Annotated in this window: 10 protein-coding genes; 4 read left to right on the plus strand and 6 right to left on the minus strand. The window is 74.4% G+C overall.

Features of this window, described 5'->3' with window-relative positions:
* Positions 1-61: 61 nt before the first annotated feature.
* Both EKG83_RS33535 and EKG83_RS33540 read right to left on the minus strand, forming a co-directional pair.
* Positions 62-3,829 (minus strand): DNA gyrase subunit A, encoded by a 3,768-nt coding sequence (locus tag EKG83_RS33535; protein ID WP_033432913.1) that lies wholly within the window; start codon positions 3,827-3,829, stop codon positions 62-64.
* A 20-nt stretch (positions 3,830-3,849) separates the two neighbouring features.
* Positions 3,850-5,892 (minus strand): DNA gyrase/topoisomerase IV subunit B, encoded by a 2,043-nt coding sequence (locus EKG83_RS33540; protein ID WP_033432914.1) that lies wholly within the window; start codon positions 5,890-5,892, stop codon positions 3,850-3,852.
* Between the two features lie 253 nt (positions 5,893-6,145).
* Here EKG83_RS33540 and EKG83_RS33545 point away from each other — a divergent pair, with 253 nt between their 5' ends.
* Positions 6,146-8,233, plus strand: a complete 2,088-nt coding sequence (locus tag EKG83_RS33545) for a hypothetical protein (protein WP_033433013.1) — start codon at positions 6,146-6,148, stop codon at positions 8,231-8,233.
* Between the two features lie 15 nt (positions 8,234-8,248).
* Here EKG83_RS33545 and EKG83_RS33550 read toward each other — a convergent pair whose 3' ends face one another.
* Positions 8,249-11,554 carry an NACHT domain-containing protein gene (locus EKG83_RS33550; RefSeq protein WP_153278626.1) on the minus strand — a complete coding sequence of 1,102 codons (3,306 nt, stop codon included), beginning with the start codon at positions 11,552-11,554 and terminating at the stop codon, positions 8,249-8,251.
* 123 nt (positions 11,555-11,677) lie between these two features.
* Between EKG83_RS33550 and EKG83_RS33555 the strand changes: the two genes are divergently transcribed.
* On the plus strand, positions 11,678-12,148 hold the full coding sequence (locus EKG83_RS33555) for a hypothetical protein (RefSeq protein ID WP_033432915.1): 471 nt from the start codon (positions 11,678-11,680) through the stop codon (positions 12,146-12,148).
* A 199-nt stretch (positions 12,149-12,347) separates the two neighbouring features.
* On the opposite strand, the gene EKG83_RS33560 is transcribed toward EKG83_RS33555, so the two are convergent.
* On the minus strand, positions 12,348-13,391 hold the full coding sequence (locus tag EKG83_RS33560; protein WP_051766349.1) for a polysaccharide deacetylase family protein: 1,044 nt from the start codon (positions 13,389-13,391) through the stop codon (positions 12,348-12,350).
* 150 nt (positions 13,392-13,541) lie between these two features.
* On the opposite strand from EKG83_RS33560, the gene EKG83_RS33565 reads away from it, so the two are divergent.
* Entirely contained in the window at positions 13,542-15,098 is a 1,557-nt protein-coding gene (locus EKG83_RS33565; protein ID WP_228122315.1) for a putative glycoside hydrolase, read from the plus strand.
* Positions 15,095-15,904: a DUF3152 domain-containing protein gene (locus EKG83_RS33570; protein WP_033432917.1), complete on the plus strand. Its 810-nt coding sequence runs from the start codon at positions 15,095-15,097 to the stop codon at positions 15,902-15,904. Before EKG83_RS33565 ends, EKG83_RS33570 begins: the two co-directional genes overlap by 4 nt.
* Here EKG83_RS33570 and EKG83_RS33575 read toward each other — a convergent pair.
* On the minus strand, positions 15,855-17,138 hold the full coding sequence (locus EKG83_RS33575; protein WP_153278627.1) for a tetratricopeptide repeat protein: 1,284 nt from the start codon (positions 17,136-17,138) through the stop codon (positions 15,855-15,857). The genes EKG83_RS33570 and EKG83_RS33575 overlap by 50 nt on opposite strands.
* Entirely contained in the window at positions 17,074-17,247 is a 174-nt protein-coding gene (locus tag EKG83_RS47210; protein WP_170191887.1) for a hypothetical protein, read from the minus strand. The genes EKG83_RS33575 and EKG83_RS47210 overlap by 65 nt, the downstream gene beginning before the upstream one ends.
* Positions 17,248-17,293 lie beyond the last annotated feature (46 nt).

Here is a 17,293-nt window from a genome sequence, read left to right on the forward strand (position 1 = left end):
ACCTCGAACCCGAGTCGGCGACCGGGGTCCCCGCCGGCGGCGGGGCCCGGTCGCCCCCGGCTCAGTTGCGCTCGACCAGGTGACCCACCACGTCCGGCCCCGGGTGGGCGTGCCCCGACCCGTCCCGGCGCTCGTCCACCTCCGGCAGCTCCACCGGCGCCCCGTTCTCCGCCGCACCCACCGGGCGCGGGCCGACCCAGGCCAGGACCAGCGCGTTCTCGCCCTTCAGGAACCGCTGCGCCCGCACACCACCGGTCGCCCGCCCCTTCGCCGGGTACGCCGAGAACGGCGTCACCTTCACGCTCTGCCCGGTCGAGGTGACCACCATCGGCTCACCGTGCTCGTCGTCGTCCGTGCGCACCGCCCCGAAGAACACCACCCGCGCACCCGACGCCAGGTTGATCCCGGCCATGCCACCGCCCCTGAGGCCCTGCGGCCGCACCAGCGAGGCCGGGTAGCGCAGCAGCGACGCGTCCGACGACAGGAACACCAGCGCCTCCTCGGCACCGCGCAGCCAGGTCGCGCCGACCACCTCGTCACCCTCCTTGAGGGTGATCACCTCGAACTCGTCGGACCGCACCGGCCACTCCGGCGCGCACACCTTCACCGTCCCCAGCCGCGTGCCCAGGGCCAGCCCCGGCGACTCCCCGGCGTTCAGCGGCGCGATGCCCACGACCCGCTCCCCCGCCTGGAGGTCCACCAGCTCACCGGCCGACATGCCGCCGCTCAGCGACACCGTGCCGCTCTGCTCCGGCAGCACCGGCAGCGGCAGCACGTCCGTCTTGAACGCGCGGCCCCGGTTGGTCACCAGCAGCACCTGCCCGCGCGCGGTCGTGTGCACCACCGCCGCCACCGCGTCGTGCTTGACCCGGCCGTTGCGCCGACGCGCCTCCGACGCCTCCTCCGACTCCGCCGCCGTGCGCGCCACCAGCCCGGTCGCCGACAGCACCACCTGGCACGGGTCGTCCGCGACCTCCAGCGGACCGGCCGGCCGCGACGCCGCCAGCACCTCCTTCAGGTCACCGTCGAGCAGCACCGTCCGCCGCTCCTGGCCCAGGTCCTTGGCGACCTTGCCCAGCTCGGAGGACACCACCCGGCGCAGCACCCGCTCGTCGTCCAGGATCTTGCTCAGCTCCGCGATCTCGCCGCGCAGCCGCTCCTGCTCCGCCTCCAGCTCCAGCGAGTCGTAGCGGGTCAGCCTGCGCAGCGGCGTGTCCAGGATGTAGGCCGCCTGCACCTCGGAGAGCTTGAACCGCTTCACCAGGCCCTCCTTGGCCGCGGCCGCGTTCTCGCTGCCCCGGATCAGCCTGATCACCTTGTCGATGTCCAGCAGCGCCTTCAGCAGGCCCTCGACCAGGTGCAACCGCTCCTCGCGCCGCCGCCGCCGGTACCGGGTCCGGCGCGTCACCACGTCGAACCGGTGCTGGAGGAACACCTCCAGCAGCGCCTTGAGCCCCAGCGTCCGCGGCTGCCCGTCCACCAGCACCAGGTTGTTGATGCCGAACGACTGCTCCATCGGCGTGAGCCGGTACAGGTCCGCCAGCAGCGCCTGCGGGTTCACCCCGACCTTGCACTCGATGACCACCCGGGTGCCGTTCTCCCGGTCGGTCAGGTCCTTGACGTCGGCGATGCCGGAGAGCCGCTTCGACTTGGTCACCTCGTCGGTGATCTTCTCGATGATCTTCTCCGGCCCCACCCCGTACGGCAGCTCGGTGACCGTGATCGCCTGCCGCCCCCGGCTGCCCTCCAGCGGCCCGGTGGTCACCCTGGCCCGCATCCGCACCACGCCGCGCCCGGTCTCGTACGCCTTGCGCACCTCGTCCAGGCCGAGCAGCACGCCGCCCGTGGGCAGGTCCGGCCCCGGCACGAACTCCATCAGCTTGTCCAGCGAGGCGTCCGGGTGCGACACCAGGTACCGCGCGGCCGCCACGACCTCGCCCAGGTTGTGCGGGATCATGTTGGTCGCCATCCCGACCGCGATCCCGGACGTGCCGTTGACCAGCAGGTTCGGGAAGGCAGCCGGCAGCACCGACGGTTCCTGCAGCGAACCGTCGTAGTTGGGCCGGAAGTCGACCGTCTCCTCGTCCAGCTCCCCGACCAGCAACATCGCGGCGGGCGACATGCGGGCCTCGGTGTTGTGGTTGACGAACCCGCCCGCCAGGAACGAGTGGTCCTCCGAGCGCACGCGGACCGAGTACACCTCGGCGGGCTCGGCGGCCGCCACGGCGGTGACCTGCTCGAACCGGTAGCCGGAGTCCATGATCGGCAGGATCGTGGCGAGGACCTCGGTGTCCTTGACCCGGTCGATGATCCGCAGCCGCTCGGTCTCCCAGCGCTCGACGCGATCGAAGTTGTGCTGCGTCAGCCACTTCCGCCCGCTGCCGCGCCGGTCGAAGTCCAGCGCGCCGCGCACGTAGTCCGCCACGAAGGGCACGTGGTCCGCGCTCAGCCGGTGGGCCGACAGCGGGGAGTGCCGGAGCAGGTCCTGGAGCTTCGCCTGCTTGGTCCTCAGGAAGCCGATGCGCTCCGCGAACGCGCGGGCGTTCCGCAGCCCCGACACCACCAGGCGGTGCTCCACCGAGCCGTTCGGCCTGGTGTAGTGGCGGTGCACGGCGATGACCCCGAACTCGGCCATCAACTCCTGCATTTCGGCCGCCAGTCGGGGGCTGTACGTCGAGTACTGGACGGTGAAGCCGTTGTCCGCCACCCGACAGCCGCCGTCGCCTTCGAAAGCGGCCATGAGGAATGCCCGCTTGACACCCCAACCGCCGTTCCAGACGAATTCCGGGATGAACTTGTCCCGCGCCTGGTGCCCGATGAACTCGGCCAGTGGGCTGGCCCGGAACGCGTCCATTCCGCCCGCGTACTCCTGGACGTCGATTTCCCGGATCAGCTTGCGATCACGTCGGGTGTGCCGCTCGGACACGTACCGCTTCCCACCGACGACCTGGTCGTAGGCGTGCAGGACCTCCGAGAAGAAATGTTCGTCCGTGTTGTTGAACCCGGCGCGGTGCTCGCTCGCGAAGCCCTCCGACACCCAGGCGCCGGCGAGCACGCCCAACACGTACTCCTGCGCCGTGGGCACCACCTGCGACCAGGCGTTCCGGGCGACGGCGACCACCGCGCCCGGCTTGAGCTCGTCCAACCGCCGCCACTGGAACAGCGGCACGCCCATCGGCGCTTCCAGGCAGAGCACCAAGTGGTTCTCACTGCCCCGGATCGAGAACCCGGACTTCGTGGTCATCCGGATCGTCGGGTGCACACCGGAGTTGAACACCTTGTCGACCTGAACGGCCTTGCCGTCCTTGTCCAGGACTTCGAAGTCGGCGTCCGCCTCGGAGTCCGCGGGCAGGTTCACCACATCGGCGATGCGCGGGCTGGAACCGTCCGCCAGGCGAATTCGGGTGTCACCGACGACGCAGTAGCGAGAAGCGGCCGGGCCATCGTCCGGGCTGCCAAAATTTCCGTGCCCGTCGATGAGCGGCGTGTTCAGCGAGAAGTCCTGCGCCAACCGCACCATGGCGTCGTAAATAGCGGTGTCGCCGTGGGGGTGGTACTTGCCCATGCAGTCGCCCACCACGCGCGACGACTTCACGTAGGGGCTGGTCGGCCGGTGCCCCTGCTCGCTCATCGAGAACAGGATCCGCCGGTGCACCGGCTTCAGCCCGTCGCGGGCGTCGGGCAGCGCGCGGGAGTGGATGACCGAGTACGCGTACTCCAGGTAGGAGTCCTCGATCTCGGTGGTCAGCGAGTTGTCGAAGACCTGGGCGCCCGCGCGGTCGAAGGCGGACGGGTCGACCCGGGTCGCGGGGGTCTTGCGGCGTGCCATGGCTGGGCGTTCCCTCGTGTTCAGACGTCGATCGCGGACTGGTCGACCCGGGCGGCCGACTCGACGAGCCACGCCCGGCGCGGCTCGACCTTCTCACCCATCAGCAGCTCCAACGCGGCCTCCGCGGCCTCCGCGTCGTGCAGCGTGATGCGGCGCACCGAGCGGGTGGCCGGGTTCATCGTGGTCTCCCACAGCTCGTCGGCGTCCATCTCGCCGAGGCCCTTGAACCGGGGCACGGGCTTGACCACCGTCTTGCCCGCCTTCTCCAGCTGGGCGACCCGCTGCTCCATCTCGCGCTGGGTGAAGGTGAAGTGGGTCTCCGCGTTACGGCCCTTGGTCATCACCTTGTGCAGCGGCGGCATGGCGGCGTAGAGGCGGCCGTCCTCGATCACCGGGCGCATGTACTTGGCGAACAGGGTGATCAGCAGGGTGCGGATGTGGGAGCCGTCGACGTCGGCGTCGGCCATCAGGATGACCCGGCCGTAGCGCATGGCGCCGAGGTCGAACGTGCGGCCGGTGCCCGCGCCGAGGACCTGGACGATGGAGGCGATCTCGGCGTTGCGCAGGGTGTCGGCGAGGCTGGCCTTCTGCACGTTGAGGATCTTGCCGCGCAGCGGGAGCAGGGCCTGGTACTCGGAGACGCGGGCCATGCGCGCCGAGCCGAGGGCGCTGTCGCCCTCCACCAGGAACAGCTCGCTGCGCGAGACACCGGTGGTGCGGCAGTCGACCAGCTTGGGCGGCATGGCGGCGCCCTCCAGCGCCGTCTTGCGGCGGGCCGCGTCCTTCTGCTGCTTCTGGGTCAGCCGGACGCGGGCGGCGTCGACGACCTTCTGCAGGACGATCTTGGCCTCGCCCTTGGTGCGGCGGTCCTCGGTCCAGGCCCTGACGTGCTTCTCGACGATGCCCTGGGCGACCTTGGTGATGCCGGCGGTGGACAGCTCGTCCTTGGTCTGGGAGGTGAACTGGGGTTCGGGGATGCGCACGTGGACGACGGCGGTCATGCCCTCGAGCACGTCGTCAAGGGTGGGCGGGTCCTCCTTGGGCTTGAGCAGGCCCCTGGTGCGGCCGATGGCCTCCTGCACGGCCTTGAGCACGGCCCGCTCGAAGCCGCGGCGGTGGGTGCCGCCGTGGACGTTGCGGATGGTGTTGGTGAAGCACTCGACGGTGCGCTCGTAGCCGGTGCCCCAGCGCAGGGCGATCTCGACCTCGGCGTGGCGCTCGACCTTGGAGCGCATGACGCCGTTCTCGTCGGCGGCGTTCTCGTGGTAGACGCCGGTGCCGTTGATCAGCAGGGTGCCGGAGACGGGCTTGTCGTTGGCGGGCGCGAGGAAGTCGACCATGTCGGTCAGGCCGCCGGGGTAGTGGAAGGTCTCCTCGGCGGGGGAGCCGCCGGTGATGTCGCGCAGGACGTAGGTGACGCCGGGCACGAGGAAGGCGGTGTTGCGGAGCTTGGCGCGGACGCCCTCGACGTCGAGGGCGGCGCCGTTCTCGAAGTAGCGGGCGTCGTGCCAGTAGCGGATGGAGGTGCCGGTCTTGCGGGTGCGGCCGGTGATGCGCAGGCCGGACTGGCGGGTGAAGTCCGCGTCGGGCCCGGGGCCGTCGAAGACGCCGGGCACGCCGTGGGCGAAGGACATCTCGTGGGTCTTGCCCTCGCGGCGGACGACCACGTCGAAGCGGTGGGACAGGGCGTTGACGGCGGAGGCGCCGACGCCGTGCAGGCCGCCGGAAGTCTTGTAGCCGGAGCCGCCGAACTTGCCGCCGGCGTGGAGCCTGGTCAGGACCAGTTCGACGCCGGAGAGGCCGGACTTGGCGTGGGTGCCGGTGGGGATGCCGCGGCCGTCGTCGTCGACCTGGACGCTGCCGTCGGCGTGCAGGGTGACGACGATCCTGGTGGCGTGGCCCGCGACGCCCTCGTCGGTGGAGTTGTCGACGATCTCGGTGAAGAGGTGGTTGACGCCCCTGCTGTCGGTGGACCCGATGTACATGCCGGGGCGCTTGCGAACCGCTTCCAGACCTTCGAGGTGGGTCAGGTCGTCGGCACCGTACAGGATCTCAGCGGTCACCGGGTCGTTCTCCCCAGGTCGTCACGTGCGTCGAGCGGTTCACGGTAGTGGAGGGTAACCACTGGGTCCGACAATTCCGCGTGCCAGGCGACGTGGAACCGGAGTGGTGCGGCACACGTCCCGAGCCCTCGGACCTGCGTTGATCCACTGTGGACGGGCTGTGAGCACGGGCGGAAGGCGCGCTGCGGCCCGTCGGCCCGGGTCCGCGTAGAGTGCGGGCGGTCCCGCGCAGTCGTGCCTGGAGGGCGTCTTGATGTTCCGACGTGCCGCGCCGAAGGAGGCCGCTCCGCCGGTGGAGCCCCTGGTCGAGCACGAGCCCGTGCCGCCGCCACCCCCGCCGCCGCCACCGGCGGCCGAGCGGTTCTCGGCGTCGTTCGCCGGGGCGACGCTGGTGGTGGGCCCGCCCGGCGGGGCGGGTCAGCAGGCGGTGGCGGTGGCCCGGGGCCTGCCGGTGGACCGGGGGCGGACGGTGGTCGTGGTGGACCCGCCGCACGGTGACGAGGCGGGGTTCTGGCCGGCGGTGGCCGCGGCGCTGCAGGGCCGGGGCCCGGTGCGGTTGATGACGTCGTACTCGGGGTCGATGCGGCCGACGGCGCCGGCGCAGTGGCTGGCCGAGCAGCTCCAGGCGGAGGTGGTGGCGCCGGACGGCGCGGTGACCTCGGTGCCGGGTGCGTCGTTCGTGGTGGGCAGCGGCGGGTACGGGTGCTGGCTGCGGTTCCTGCCGGGGTCCTCGCCGGTGCCGATGGGGCGGCGGTTCCCGGTGCCGCAGTGGGAGGCGGTGGACCCGAACGCGCCGTGGCCGACCGGTGAGGTGGGGATCTCGGAGCCGATCCCGGCGGGGTTGTGGCTGCGGGCGCAGCGGGCGCCGTTCGACCCGCAGGTGCCCGAGGTGCGGGCGGTGGTGGGGCTGCCGTGCCGGGACAACGTGCTGACCGTGGTGGTCGGCGGGCCGGGTCAGCCGCCGATCCCGGTGGAGGAGGTGTGCCGGCTGCTGGGCGGGCTGCCGTCGGCGGCGCGGTCGCGGGTGCGGCTGGTGTGGTACGGCGGCGAGCACCAGGCGCAGGCGGTGGCCGACCAGCTCGGCGAGCCGATCTCGCTCTACACGGGCCTGCCGGTGGGGTCGCTGCGCAGCGGCGCGGCCGTGGTGGCGGTGAACCCGCGGGGTCAGCAGACGTGGCGGCCGTACGTGACGGAGGTGCGGCACTCGCCGGGCGGCGCGCCGGTGGTGTCGGGGTACCGGGTGCCGGTGCCGGGGCTGGTGGAGCGTGGTCCGGGGGTGTTCGACCTCGGTGGCGGGGTGTACCTGGAGGTGGTGCCGTCCGGGTTGTGGGTGCGCGACGCGGAGGACATCAGCGCGGAGGTGCGGGCGCTGCCGGTGGACCCGGAGTGGGCGCGGCTGACCGTGGGCACGCCCGGGCGCACGACGGCGGGCGCGGTGGCGGTGGCCGGCGCGTCGCTGGTGGAGCGGCTGGAGCCGGAGGTGCGCCGGTTGCTGAAGGTGGTGTTCTGCGACCCGACGCCGCCGCCGCGGCCGCCCGTGGCCGAGGAGGAGCAGCCGCCGGCCGCCGTCGCGGAGGACGTGGAGGAGGTCGTGGAGGACGCGCCGGTGCCGCTGAGCGTGGACGGGCCGCTGGCCGTGCCGCCGGCGCCGGTGTGGGGCGAGCGGGTGGGCGACGAGGTGGTGCCGCCGGAGCACGTCAGCACCGAGCAGGAGCGGGACGCGCTGCGCCGGATGCTGGGCGAGCGGTACGGGGAGCACGCGGCGGTGGCGTGCCGGCACATCGTGTCGCGGCCGGAGGACCCGGAGGCGTTCGAGGCGGTGGTGACGGACCTGGCGGCGGTGTCGGCGTGCCTCCAGCAGGACGAGGAGGTCCTGGTCGAGGCGCTGCGGCTGGGCAAGCTGGGCCGGTTGTGGCCGTACGCGGCGGCGGTGGTGTCGGGCCTGCGGCGGCTGCCGGTGCACCAGGGCGTGACGGTGTGCTGGGGCGAGGCGCACCGGTACCGGACCGGTGACGTGCTGGTCGAGCACGGGCTGCTGAACACGGTGGCCGGGCCGGTGGTGCCGGTCGACGGGCGGGTGGAGTTCCTGCTGTGGTCGGTGACCGGGCGGCGGGTGTCGGTGGTGGACCCGTTCGGCACGGCGGTGCAGGAGCGGGTGGTGTTCGCGCCGGGGTCGGCGTTCAAGGTGCTGGCGGTGGTCGAGGCCGAGGAGTCGGCGCCGATGCAGGTGATGGCGCAGGAGGTGGTCGGGCGGCACCACGAGCTGCCGCCGGGGGTGCTGGGGACGTTGGAGCGGGCCGCGGTGGCGCTGCGCAACCAGGCGCGGGCGACCACGGCGTAGCCGCGCGCCGCCCGGTCAGTCCTCCGCCGGGGATCGCGGATCGAGCCCCGGTAGATCCCACTGCCCTCGGCGGAGGAGCCGATCACGACGGGCGCGGTACGCGTCGGCCGAGAGCTTGCCGCGCGCGAGCAGCTCGTCGAGCTGACTCAGTTGCTCTCGCCGGCTCTCCAGGCGCGGCGTCCCCGGGCGCGGGACCGGTTGGGGCGCCGCGACCGGCCCGTCCAGGGCGACGGGGACCAGGACCTCCCCGGTCGACGGTAACCGCTCCAGCCGCGCCAGGAGGTCCGGCCGCTCGACGCGCAGGGCGTCGAGGTCCAGGCGGTCCACCAACCCGGCGAGGTCCGGGTAGTCGTGGTCGTCGAGGAGCCGGTACCCGGCCTCGTGCAACCGCAGCCACGCGTCCAGCACGCTCGCCCGCGCGTCGAGCATCACCCCTGTCAGGTCCTCCCAGCACTCGCCGACGACGGCGAGCAGTTCCCCGTCGGGCCCGCCCTTGCCGAGGCGGTCGTAGAGCTGCGCCCAGAACGCCGCCCGGACGCCCAGGGCGGTGTCCGCGAGCGCGCGCAGCACCCCCGCGGGCACCAGCGGATCGCCGGCGACCTGGTCGAGCACCACGTCCGGGGCGAAGTCGGCCGCCGCCAGGTACCACCCGTCGCGGGCGGGGCGGTCCGCCACGGGCGCGAACCCGAGGTCGACCATCATCCGCGCGAACGACAGGGGCGTACCGGCGGCCAGCACCGGCTCCACCGCGTAGCGCAGGTGGTTGAGCACCGGGTCGGCGGTGAGGTGCGCGTCGGCCGCGATGCCCGTCAGGTCGGGCGGCGGGTCCACCTTGCGCAGGTCGACCGGGGGAACGTCCTGGTCGGCGCCGAACCGCAGCTCGACCTGGCCGTCCCCCAGCCACCGCACGCCGAACGACTGCCGGACCGCCAGCCACTCCCCCGCGGACAGCTGGGACTTCCAGAACGCCGCGAGCCGCGACCAGTCCGGGATGCCGAACGCGCCCGAGTGCACCCGTCCCGCCAGCACCGCGCCCAGCAGCACCAGGTTCAGGCTGTAAACGGCCTGCCGGGCGGACGCGGCGCGGTAGACCGGCCGGTAGGCGGTCTCCGGCCGGGGCGCGCCGCGCAGGGACACCACGAACAGCCTGCGCACCAGCGCGGCGAGCGCGTCGACGTCCTCGGCGGCACCGGCGAAGTCCCGCAGGAACAGCAGCACCGGCCGCCGTGCGCTCAGCGGCGCGAACGACAGCAGCGAGAACAGCTCCTCGTCGTCCAGCGGTGCGCCGGCCAGGCGGCGGGGCCGGGTGCCGTCCACCGCGTGCAGGTCGGTGAGCACCCGCCAGGTGAACCGGGCCACCAGGTACTCGCCGAACGTCGCGTGCAGGAACTCGTAGGTGCGCAACGTGTGCTCGCCGCGCACCGCCTGGGACCGCTGCACGAAGAAGAACCGGCCGAGGACCGCCTCGCCGGGGGTCAGCGGCGAGCGCGTGCCCGACCTCCGGTCGACCCGCTCCGCCCCGAGCAGGCCCGCCAGGTCGTCGCCCAGGTCGGCCTCGCCCACCCACTGCGCGCCGCGGTTGAACATCGCGAACGCCACCACCGCGAGGCGTTCCAGCTCGGTCTCGACGTCCTCGGCCAGGTCCGCCTCGGTGCGGTCCTCGTCGTCCTTGGTCACCTCGCGCCGCGCGAACACGGTCAGCAGCCGCTCGTACAGGTCGGCCTCGTCGATCCGGCCCTCCGCGCGTTGCAGCGCGTTCCCGGCCGCGTCGTAGAGGGCGAGCATCAGCAGCAGCAGCGGCTGGGTCGCGAGGTCGGGGTAGCGCAGCACCACCTCCGGGGTGAGCGGGGCGCGCCCGGCCTGCCGGAAGTAGTCGTCGTTCGCGGTGTTCCAGCCGTCGAGCCACGCCCGGACCTGCGGCTCCGTGAACGGCACCAGGCGGAGCACGTCGCCCCCCTCGGGGATGTGCACGCCGCCGCACACGCTCATCCTGCTCGTCACGACGACGGCGACGGGCCGGCCGGCCTCGGCCCGGTCGCGCTGGAACTGCCCGACCTTGACCAGGTAGCGGGTCTGGCCCACCCCGGTGGCCTGGAGCAGTTCGTCGAAGCCGTCCAGCAGCACCACCGGCAGGGCGTCGCCCGCGGACCTGGCGAACTCGGCCCACCCGACGTCCTCCTTGAGCGCCGCGCGCAACCCGTGCTGGACCTGGTCGACCAGGTCGGCGTCGGTGGGGGTGCCGCGCAGCTCCACCCGGACGGCGAGGAAGTCGCTCGGCGGCAGCCGGGCGGCCAGCACCTTGGTGAACACCGACTTGCCCGCGCCGGGGTCGGCGAGCACCAGCAGGGGCGTGCGCACCGCCTGCGACGAGCCGAGGTAGCCGGTCAGGTAGTGGTACAGGTCGTCCCGCACCGGCTGGTCCGCCCACCACGACAGCACCGACGGCTGGTGGCCGGGTTCGTGCGGCACCACCTGGAAGTCGGGGTCGACGTAGGCGCGGCCCACCGTCGGCACGCGCAGCCCGGGCAGCCCCACCCCCTGCTCGATGAGCGGCCGGTCCAGCAGCGCCCGGTACTTGCGCGCCAGCTCCGCCCGGCGCGCGTCCGGCGACCGGCCGACGAGCAGGCCGGCCAGCGACCGCTCCAGCCCGGCCAGCGCCGTCCTGGTCGCCGCCCCGTCCCGCACCTGCAACCAGAACCGCAGTTCCGGGTAGGCGCCGGCCAGCTCGCGGAGCAGTTCCTCGTACCGGCGCACGGCCGCCTCGCCGACGGACCCCAGCGCCTCCTCGACCCGGGACCGCCGGGTCTCGTCCAGCCGGTCCCACACCGCCGAGGCGCGCACCAGCTCGGCGAACTCCGCACCCGCGCCGCGGTAGCGCGACCGCAGGTCCCGCAGGACGCCCTCGTACGGCCGGGACGCCGACGGCAGCGGCAGCTCGCCGGCGAACAGGCCGGTCAGCCCGACGACGCCGAGCTGCCGCACCCGGTCCAGGTCCACCTCGCGCCAGGTGACCGGCAGGCTCAGCGCCTCGACCGCGTCGAAGAACGCGACGACCACCACGACCGCGTGCGCGGCCTCCGCCCGCTCGGTCGAGTCGTACCGGCTCAGCCCGGAGCGCCGCTCCCCCGCCTTGACGAGCAGTTCGTGGCTCAGGCGCACGAAGTCGACCTTGGCGTCGAACCAGCCCATCAGGTCCGACAGGCCCATCGCCACCCCGGAGAGCAGGGCGCCGCCGACGATCCGGTCCAGCGCCGCGACGACGCGGCTCTCCGACTTCCCCAGCAGCCTGACCGCATCGGCGTAGCTGTGCGTCCGCGTCACCCGGCCCATTCTGGCGCAGGGCCGCCGCGGTGCGGCGGGGTCGCGCCGCGGACAGCCGGATCGGTGCAACCCGTGGCGGTGGGCGTCCCGTCCCCCTGGTGACCACATACCGGGCAGGGGGCGATGGCGGTGGGTTGGCGGTTGTCGTTGGTGTGCGCGTCGGCACTGGTCGCGGTGTCGGCGTGCGGCGGTGGGCAGGACGCGGGCGGGTCCGGCGAGGGGGCGGTGCGCACTCTGGTGGTCACCCCCGCGCCGACGACCGGGACCGGGCCGGAGGCCGAGGTCGGGCGGCCGGGCGAGCCGCGGACCGGGCCCGGGCGGGCCGAGGTGGGCGTGGCCTACCCGTTCGACCTGTACGCCCACTGCGGGGTGCGCCACGCGCTCTTCGGCGGCCGGGCGTGGGAGGTCGAGCAGCCGGTCGTCGACCCGCCCGGCGAGCCGTTGGCGCGGGGCTCGGTCAACTACCTGCCGGGCACCGCGGAACTGGTCGGGCCGGACCGGCTGAGGTTCACCGCCGACGCGGACGCCCCGGTGCTGCCGGGCGCGGTGGTGCTGTTCCGGCCGACCGCGGACAGCCCGCCGCCGTGCATGTGAGGCGCCGGCTGGGCACCCCCGCGGCCGGGGACCGCGCGCGGCGCGGCGTTTTCCCGGCGACCTCCCCGGGCGCTCACACCGGCTTCACCACATCGCCCGTCCCGCCCGCGGGGGCTTTCCGCCCGCGGAACGGGCGAACTGCGCGAAAACAACCGACCACTTCGGCCGACATGTGCCTTCCCGCCTCCCTGGGTCCGGCTCAGTAGGCCGTGACGCGGTCGGCGAACGCCGGCGCGGCCACCCCGCCCCGCGCCGCCGGGTGGGAGATCCGCTCCGGCACCCCGTCGGAGGTGTAGCGGCCGGCCGGGTCGGCGGCCAGCTTGTCCAGCCACGCCGACGAGCCGAAGGCGGCCTCCTGGCCGGTCGCGTCCTGGGACCGGATGCGGGGCACGGCCAGCGGGTCGAAGTCGGCGGAGTAGGGCGAGGGCGCCGGGCCCGCGCCGACCAGCAGCACGCACGCGTGCTCGTAGGCGATGCCGTCGGCCGCGCCCCGGCGCGCCAGCTCCGCGTTGGCCGGCACCGCGCCGAAGGGCAGCGCCAGGCTGGTCACCGGCTGGTCCGGCAGCGCCCGCTGGATCTCGCGCTGCCCCCGGGCGATGGCCTCCTGCACGCCCGCGTCGCCAGCGGCGGCCAGGTTGGTGTGGTCGAGGGTGTGGTTGCCGACCTCGAAGCCGTGCTCGCGCAGCCACGGCAGCACCACCGAGCCGTCGGCCGAGCCGAACGGCGCGGCGTTGACGTACAGGCTCGCCACCGGGCGGAAGCCGGGGTGGCGGGCGGCGACCTCCAGCAGGATCGCCACCGCGGTGCCCGGCGCGGGCACGCCGTCGGGGCCGAGCGCGAACTGGGTGGGGTCGCCGTCGTCGAAGGTCAGCACCACCGGGTGCCTGCCCGCCGGCACGTCCATCCGGCCGGTGGCGTACTCGGTGGCCGTCACCGGCACGTAGTTCTCGGCGGCCAGCCGCTCCAGCTCGGCCCGGAACGCGGCCGGGGTCCGGTCGTAGACGGACACGGGCCGCTCGACCAGCCGGTGGTACATCAGCACCGGCACCAGGCCCAGCTCGTTCGCGCCGACCTCGGCCGGGTCGGGCGGCTCGACCGAGGACGCGGCGGCGGGCCGCGCGGAGCTGACCGGTGCGGCGACCTGGTCCACCGGGGCGCGCCCGGAGGAGCAGGCCGCGCAGGCGGCCGCGACGAGCGCGAGCACCAGGGCGGCGGGACGGGACGGGGTTGGTGCGCTGTTCACCCCTCGATCGTGGCGCGGTCCGGGCGCCCGGACGCCCCGGTGCACACCATCGGATGACCTCTGGTTTGACCGCCCCGGGAGGGGTTAGTCGCTGGTTGTCCGTGCCGCGCCCAGATCGGAGCCGCCCAGATGCCCGATTCACCCCGGAAGATGAAGCGCGTCCTGATACCGGTGGTCGGTGTCGTGGTGCTGCTGCTGGTGGCGGGGGTGGTCGTCACGATCGTGCACACCCGCGGTGTCGGCCTGGCGGTCACCGACCTGGATGACGGGTCCGTGATCACTCCTTCGGGTGTAGAGCGCGTGTCCATCACCACCGCGGACCCCGACGAGCTGCACCGTGTCAGCGTGCAGTTGGACGGGCAGCCGGTCGAGGCGCGGCGCGAGGGCGGGCGGATCACGCTGGCCGGGCTGCGCCCGGCCGAGGGGGCGCACACCCTGTCGGTGCGCGCGGCCAACCCGATGCCGTGGCTGCCGGACGCCTCGGTGGAGCGCGCGTTCTCCGTCGACGGCACGCCCCCGTCGCTGAGCGTCGACGCGGTCGAGGCCGACTCGCCGCGCGGCCCGCTCAAGGTCACCGGCGCCGCCGAGGGCGCGGACAACGTCACCGTCGGCGACCAGCGGGTCCCGGTGCGGGACGGCCGGTTCGAGGTGTCCCTCGACGCCGTGCCCGACCGGGTGCGGGTCGCGGCCAACGACGCCGCGGGCAACACGCAGCAGCAGGACGTGCCGGTGCGGGTCACCCACCCGGGCATGCGGGCGGTGCACATGAGCGCGACCGCCTGGGCCACGCCGGAGCTGCGCGACCCGGTCCTGGCGCTGGCGCGCGAGGGCCGCATCGACACCGTCCAGCTCGACATCAAGGACGAGAGCGGCGAGATCGGCTACGACTCGCAGGTGCCGCTGGCCCGCCAGATCGGCGCCACCCGGAACTACTACGACCCGCGCGCCGTGCTCGAAGAGCTGCACGGCCTGGGCCTGCGCGTGGTCGGCAGGCTGGTGGCCTTCCGCGACCCGGTGCTGGGCAAGGCGTCCTGGGAGTCCGGCGCGCGCGACCGCCTCGCCCAGAACACCTCCGGCGCGCCCTGGTCGGCGCACTACGGCGAGTACGCCTTCACCAACTTCGCCAACCAGGAGGTCCGCGACTACAACACCGCGATCGCCGAGGAGGCCGCGGAGCTGGGCTTCGACGACGTCCTCTACGACTACGTGCGCCGCCCCGACGGCCCGATCGGGCAGATGTCGTTCCCCGGCCTGACCGGCACCCCCGAGCAGTCCATAGCGGACTTCCTGCGCGACAACCGGGCCGTGCTGCGGCCGCTGGGCACCTACCTGGGCGCCTCGGTGTTCGGCATCGCCGCGCACAGCGGCACCGACATCGCCCAGGACATCCCCGTGCTGGCCAAGCACGTCGACTACGTCGCGCCGATGGTCTACCCGTCGCACTGGGGCCCCGGCGAGTACGGCGTGGGCAACCCCGACGCGCAGCCCTACGACATCGTCAAAGCCTCCGTCGCGGACTTCGTGCGCCTCACCGAGGGCACCGGCGCGACGGTCATCCCGTGGCTCCAGGCGTTCTCGCTGGGCCACCACTACGGACCCGGCGAGGTCCAGGCGCAGGTCGCGGCCTCGCGGGACGTGGGCGTGCCCTCGTTCCTGCTGTGGAACGCGGCGTGCGACTACGGCTCGGCCGGGCTGGAGCCCGCGTGAGGCTGACGCCGTTCGTGCCCTACCTCGCCGGGGTGTGCCTGGCCGCGACCGCGGTGGTGGCGCTGGAGCTGCGCCAGGAGGGGCGCCCCGCGATCGTGGAGCACCCCTCCTCCGCGGCGCCCGGCACGTCGGGCACGTCGGTGTCGAGGACGCCGGGCACGCCGCCCGGCGCGCCACCGGCCGACCGCCTCCGGCGCGACGCCGACCTGCCGCCGGGCCCACCGGTGCCCCGGCGCGGCGCGGGCACCTGGCGGGTGGTGCCCGGCGGGTTCGGCACGACCGGGACGCCCTACTCGGTGGAGGTCGAGGACGGGGTGGTGCCGCCGCGCGGCGACGCCGCGTTCGCCGCGGTCGTCGACCACGCCCTGGCCCACCCGCGCGGGTGGCGGGCGAGCGGGCACGCGTTCCGCCGGGTCGACCGCGACGGCGCGCCCGAGCTGCGCATCCGGCTCACCTCGCAGCAGACCGCGCGGGCGCTGTGCGGGTTCGAGCTGCCCTACGACACCTCCTGCCGGGTCGGGTCCAGCGTCTACCTCAGCGCGGCCCGGTGGCTGCGCGGCGCGCACGCGTTCGGCCGGGACCTGCGCGGCTACCGCGCCTACGCGGTCAACCACGAGGTCGGGCACTTCCTCGGCCACGGCCACGAGGTGTGCCCGGTGGACGGCGCGCCCGCGCCGGTGATGATGCAGCAGACGCTGAGCACCGACAACGACGAGCTGGCCGCCATCACCTCCGGCACCGACCAGGGCGTGGCCGTCACCCCGGACGGCCGGTCCTGCACCGCGAACCCGTGGCCGTCGCCGTGAGCCGCCCGGCCACCACCGGCGCGGTCGGGTCCACCCGCAGCGACAGCCGGTAGGACTCGACCGCCTCCGCGCGCCGGCCCAGCCGCTCCAGCACCCACCCGCGCAGGAACGCCGCGCGGGCCACCGGCAGCCCGCCCAGGGCCACCGCCCGGTCGCACGCCCCGACCGCCTCCTCCAGCCGCCCCGCCGCGACCAGCGCGTCCGCCCGCACCGCCCACGTGCGGTGGTCGTTCGGGCACAGCGCCACCAGCTCGTCGGTGGCGGCCACCGCGCGGTCCGGCGCACCGGCCCGCAGGTGCGTCTTGGCGGTGGTCTCGTGCAGCGGGAACGCGTGGTCGACCCACGCCAGCCGCTCCAGCGCGGTGACCGGCCGCACCGAGTCCTGGTCGGCCGCCGCCAGGTCCAGCAGCCGGAAGGTGCCCGCCAGGTCGCCCCGCAGGAACGGCACGAACGCCGCGGCCCGGCGGGCGGTCTGCCGGACCAGGCCGTCGTCGGGCAGCCGGTCGGTCACCACGGCGGCGGCCTCGTGCAGCGCGGCCGTGTCCGCGCCCCGGCGGCCGTTGCGGACCACGACGAACAGCGCCAGCGCCCGCCGCGCCTCCAGCGGCAGCCGCTCGTCCCGCGCGCCCCGCAGCGCCGCCGCCTCCAGCTCCGCGGGCACGTGCGGGTGCCAGAACAGCACCGACAGCTCCTTGGCCGCCAGGCGCGGGTGGAACACGTGGGTGCGCGGGTCGGTGGAGGTCATGCCCAGCACCCGCGCGGCGCGGCCCTGGTAGCCCAGGCGCAGCAGCAGGTCGGCGGCCGTGGCCCGGTCGTCGGGGTCGGCCAGGCGGTCCAGGACCCGCCACCACAGGTCGGCGGCGAGGTCGGCGGGGAAGGCGGCCGGGTCGCCGCCCATCGCGTCCGGCCGCCCGGCCGCGGCCGCGTCGAACACCCGCTGGAGCGCGGAGGGGTTGGTGGTGAAGCGCGGCAGGGATGCGGAGTCGTCGGCCGCGAGGTGGCGGGCGACGGCGTGGGTGACCAGGGCGTGGGCGGTGGAGGTGGGCACCGGGTCGCGCAGGCCGGTGTAGACGCCGCACGCCACCGGCACCCCGGCCCGGGCCAGCGCGGCCAGCCGGATCGCCAGGGCGCGCGGGCCGGAGGCGGGGCGGTAGGGCGGTGGCGCGACCTCAGCCGTCGCGCCGCTCCTGGTCGGTCTGCTCGGGCTGGTCGGCTCGGTCGGTCTGCTCGACATCGCCACCGGACTCGACGTCACCGCCCGACTCGACATCGCCACCCGACTCGACGTCACCGCCCGACTCGACATCGCCACCGGAATCGTGGTGGTACCCGCCTTCGCGCATCGCCGGCCTCCCGTGCCCGTCCGTCGCGGCTCCGACGGCTCGCACC

Source organism: Saccharothrix syringae, from assembly GCF_009498035.1.
GTDB classification, from domain to species: Bacteria; Actinomycetota; Actinomycetes; order Mycobacteriales; family Pseudonocardiaceae; genus Actinosynnema; species Actinosynnema syringae.

Excerpts from the sequence above, each read along its gene's own strand:
- EKG83_RS33535 (WP_033432913.1), bottom strand. The coding sequence starts at position 3,829 with ATGGCACGCCGCAAGACCCCCGCGACCCGGGTCGACCCGTCCGCCTTC.
- EKG83_RS33545 (WP_033433013.1), top strand. The coding sequence starts at position 6,146 with ATGTTCCGACGTGCCGCGCCGAAGGAGGCCGCTCCGCCGGTGGAGCCC.
- EKG83_RS47210 (WP_170191887.1), bottom strand. The coding sequence starts at position 17,247 with ATGCGCGAAGGCGGGTACCACCACGATTCCGGTGGCGATGTCGAGTCG.
- EKG83_RS33555 (WP_033432915.1), top strand. The coding sequence starts at position 11,678 with ATGGCGGTGGGTTGGCGGTTGTCGTTGGTGTGCGCGTCGGCACTGGTC.
- EKG83_RS33565 (WP_228122315.1), top strand. The coding sequence starts at position 13,542 with ATGAAGCGCGTCCTGATACCGGTGGTCGGTGTCGTGGTGCTGCTGCTG.
- EKG83_RS33575 (WP_153278627.1), bottom strand. The coding sequence starts at position 17,138 with ATGTCGAGCAGACCGACCGAGCCGACCAGCCCGAGCAGACCGACCAGG.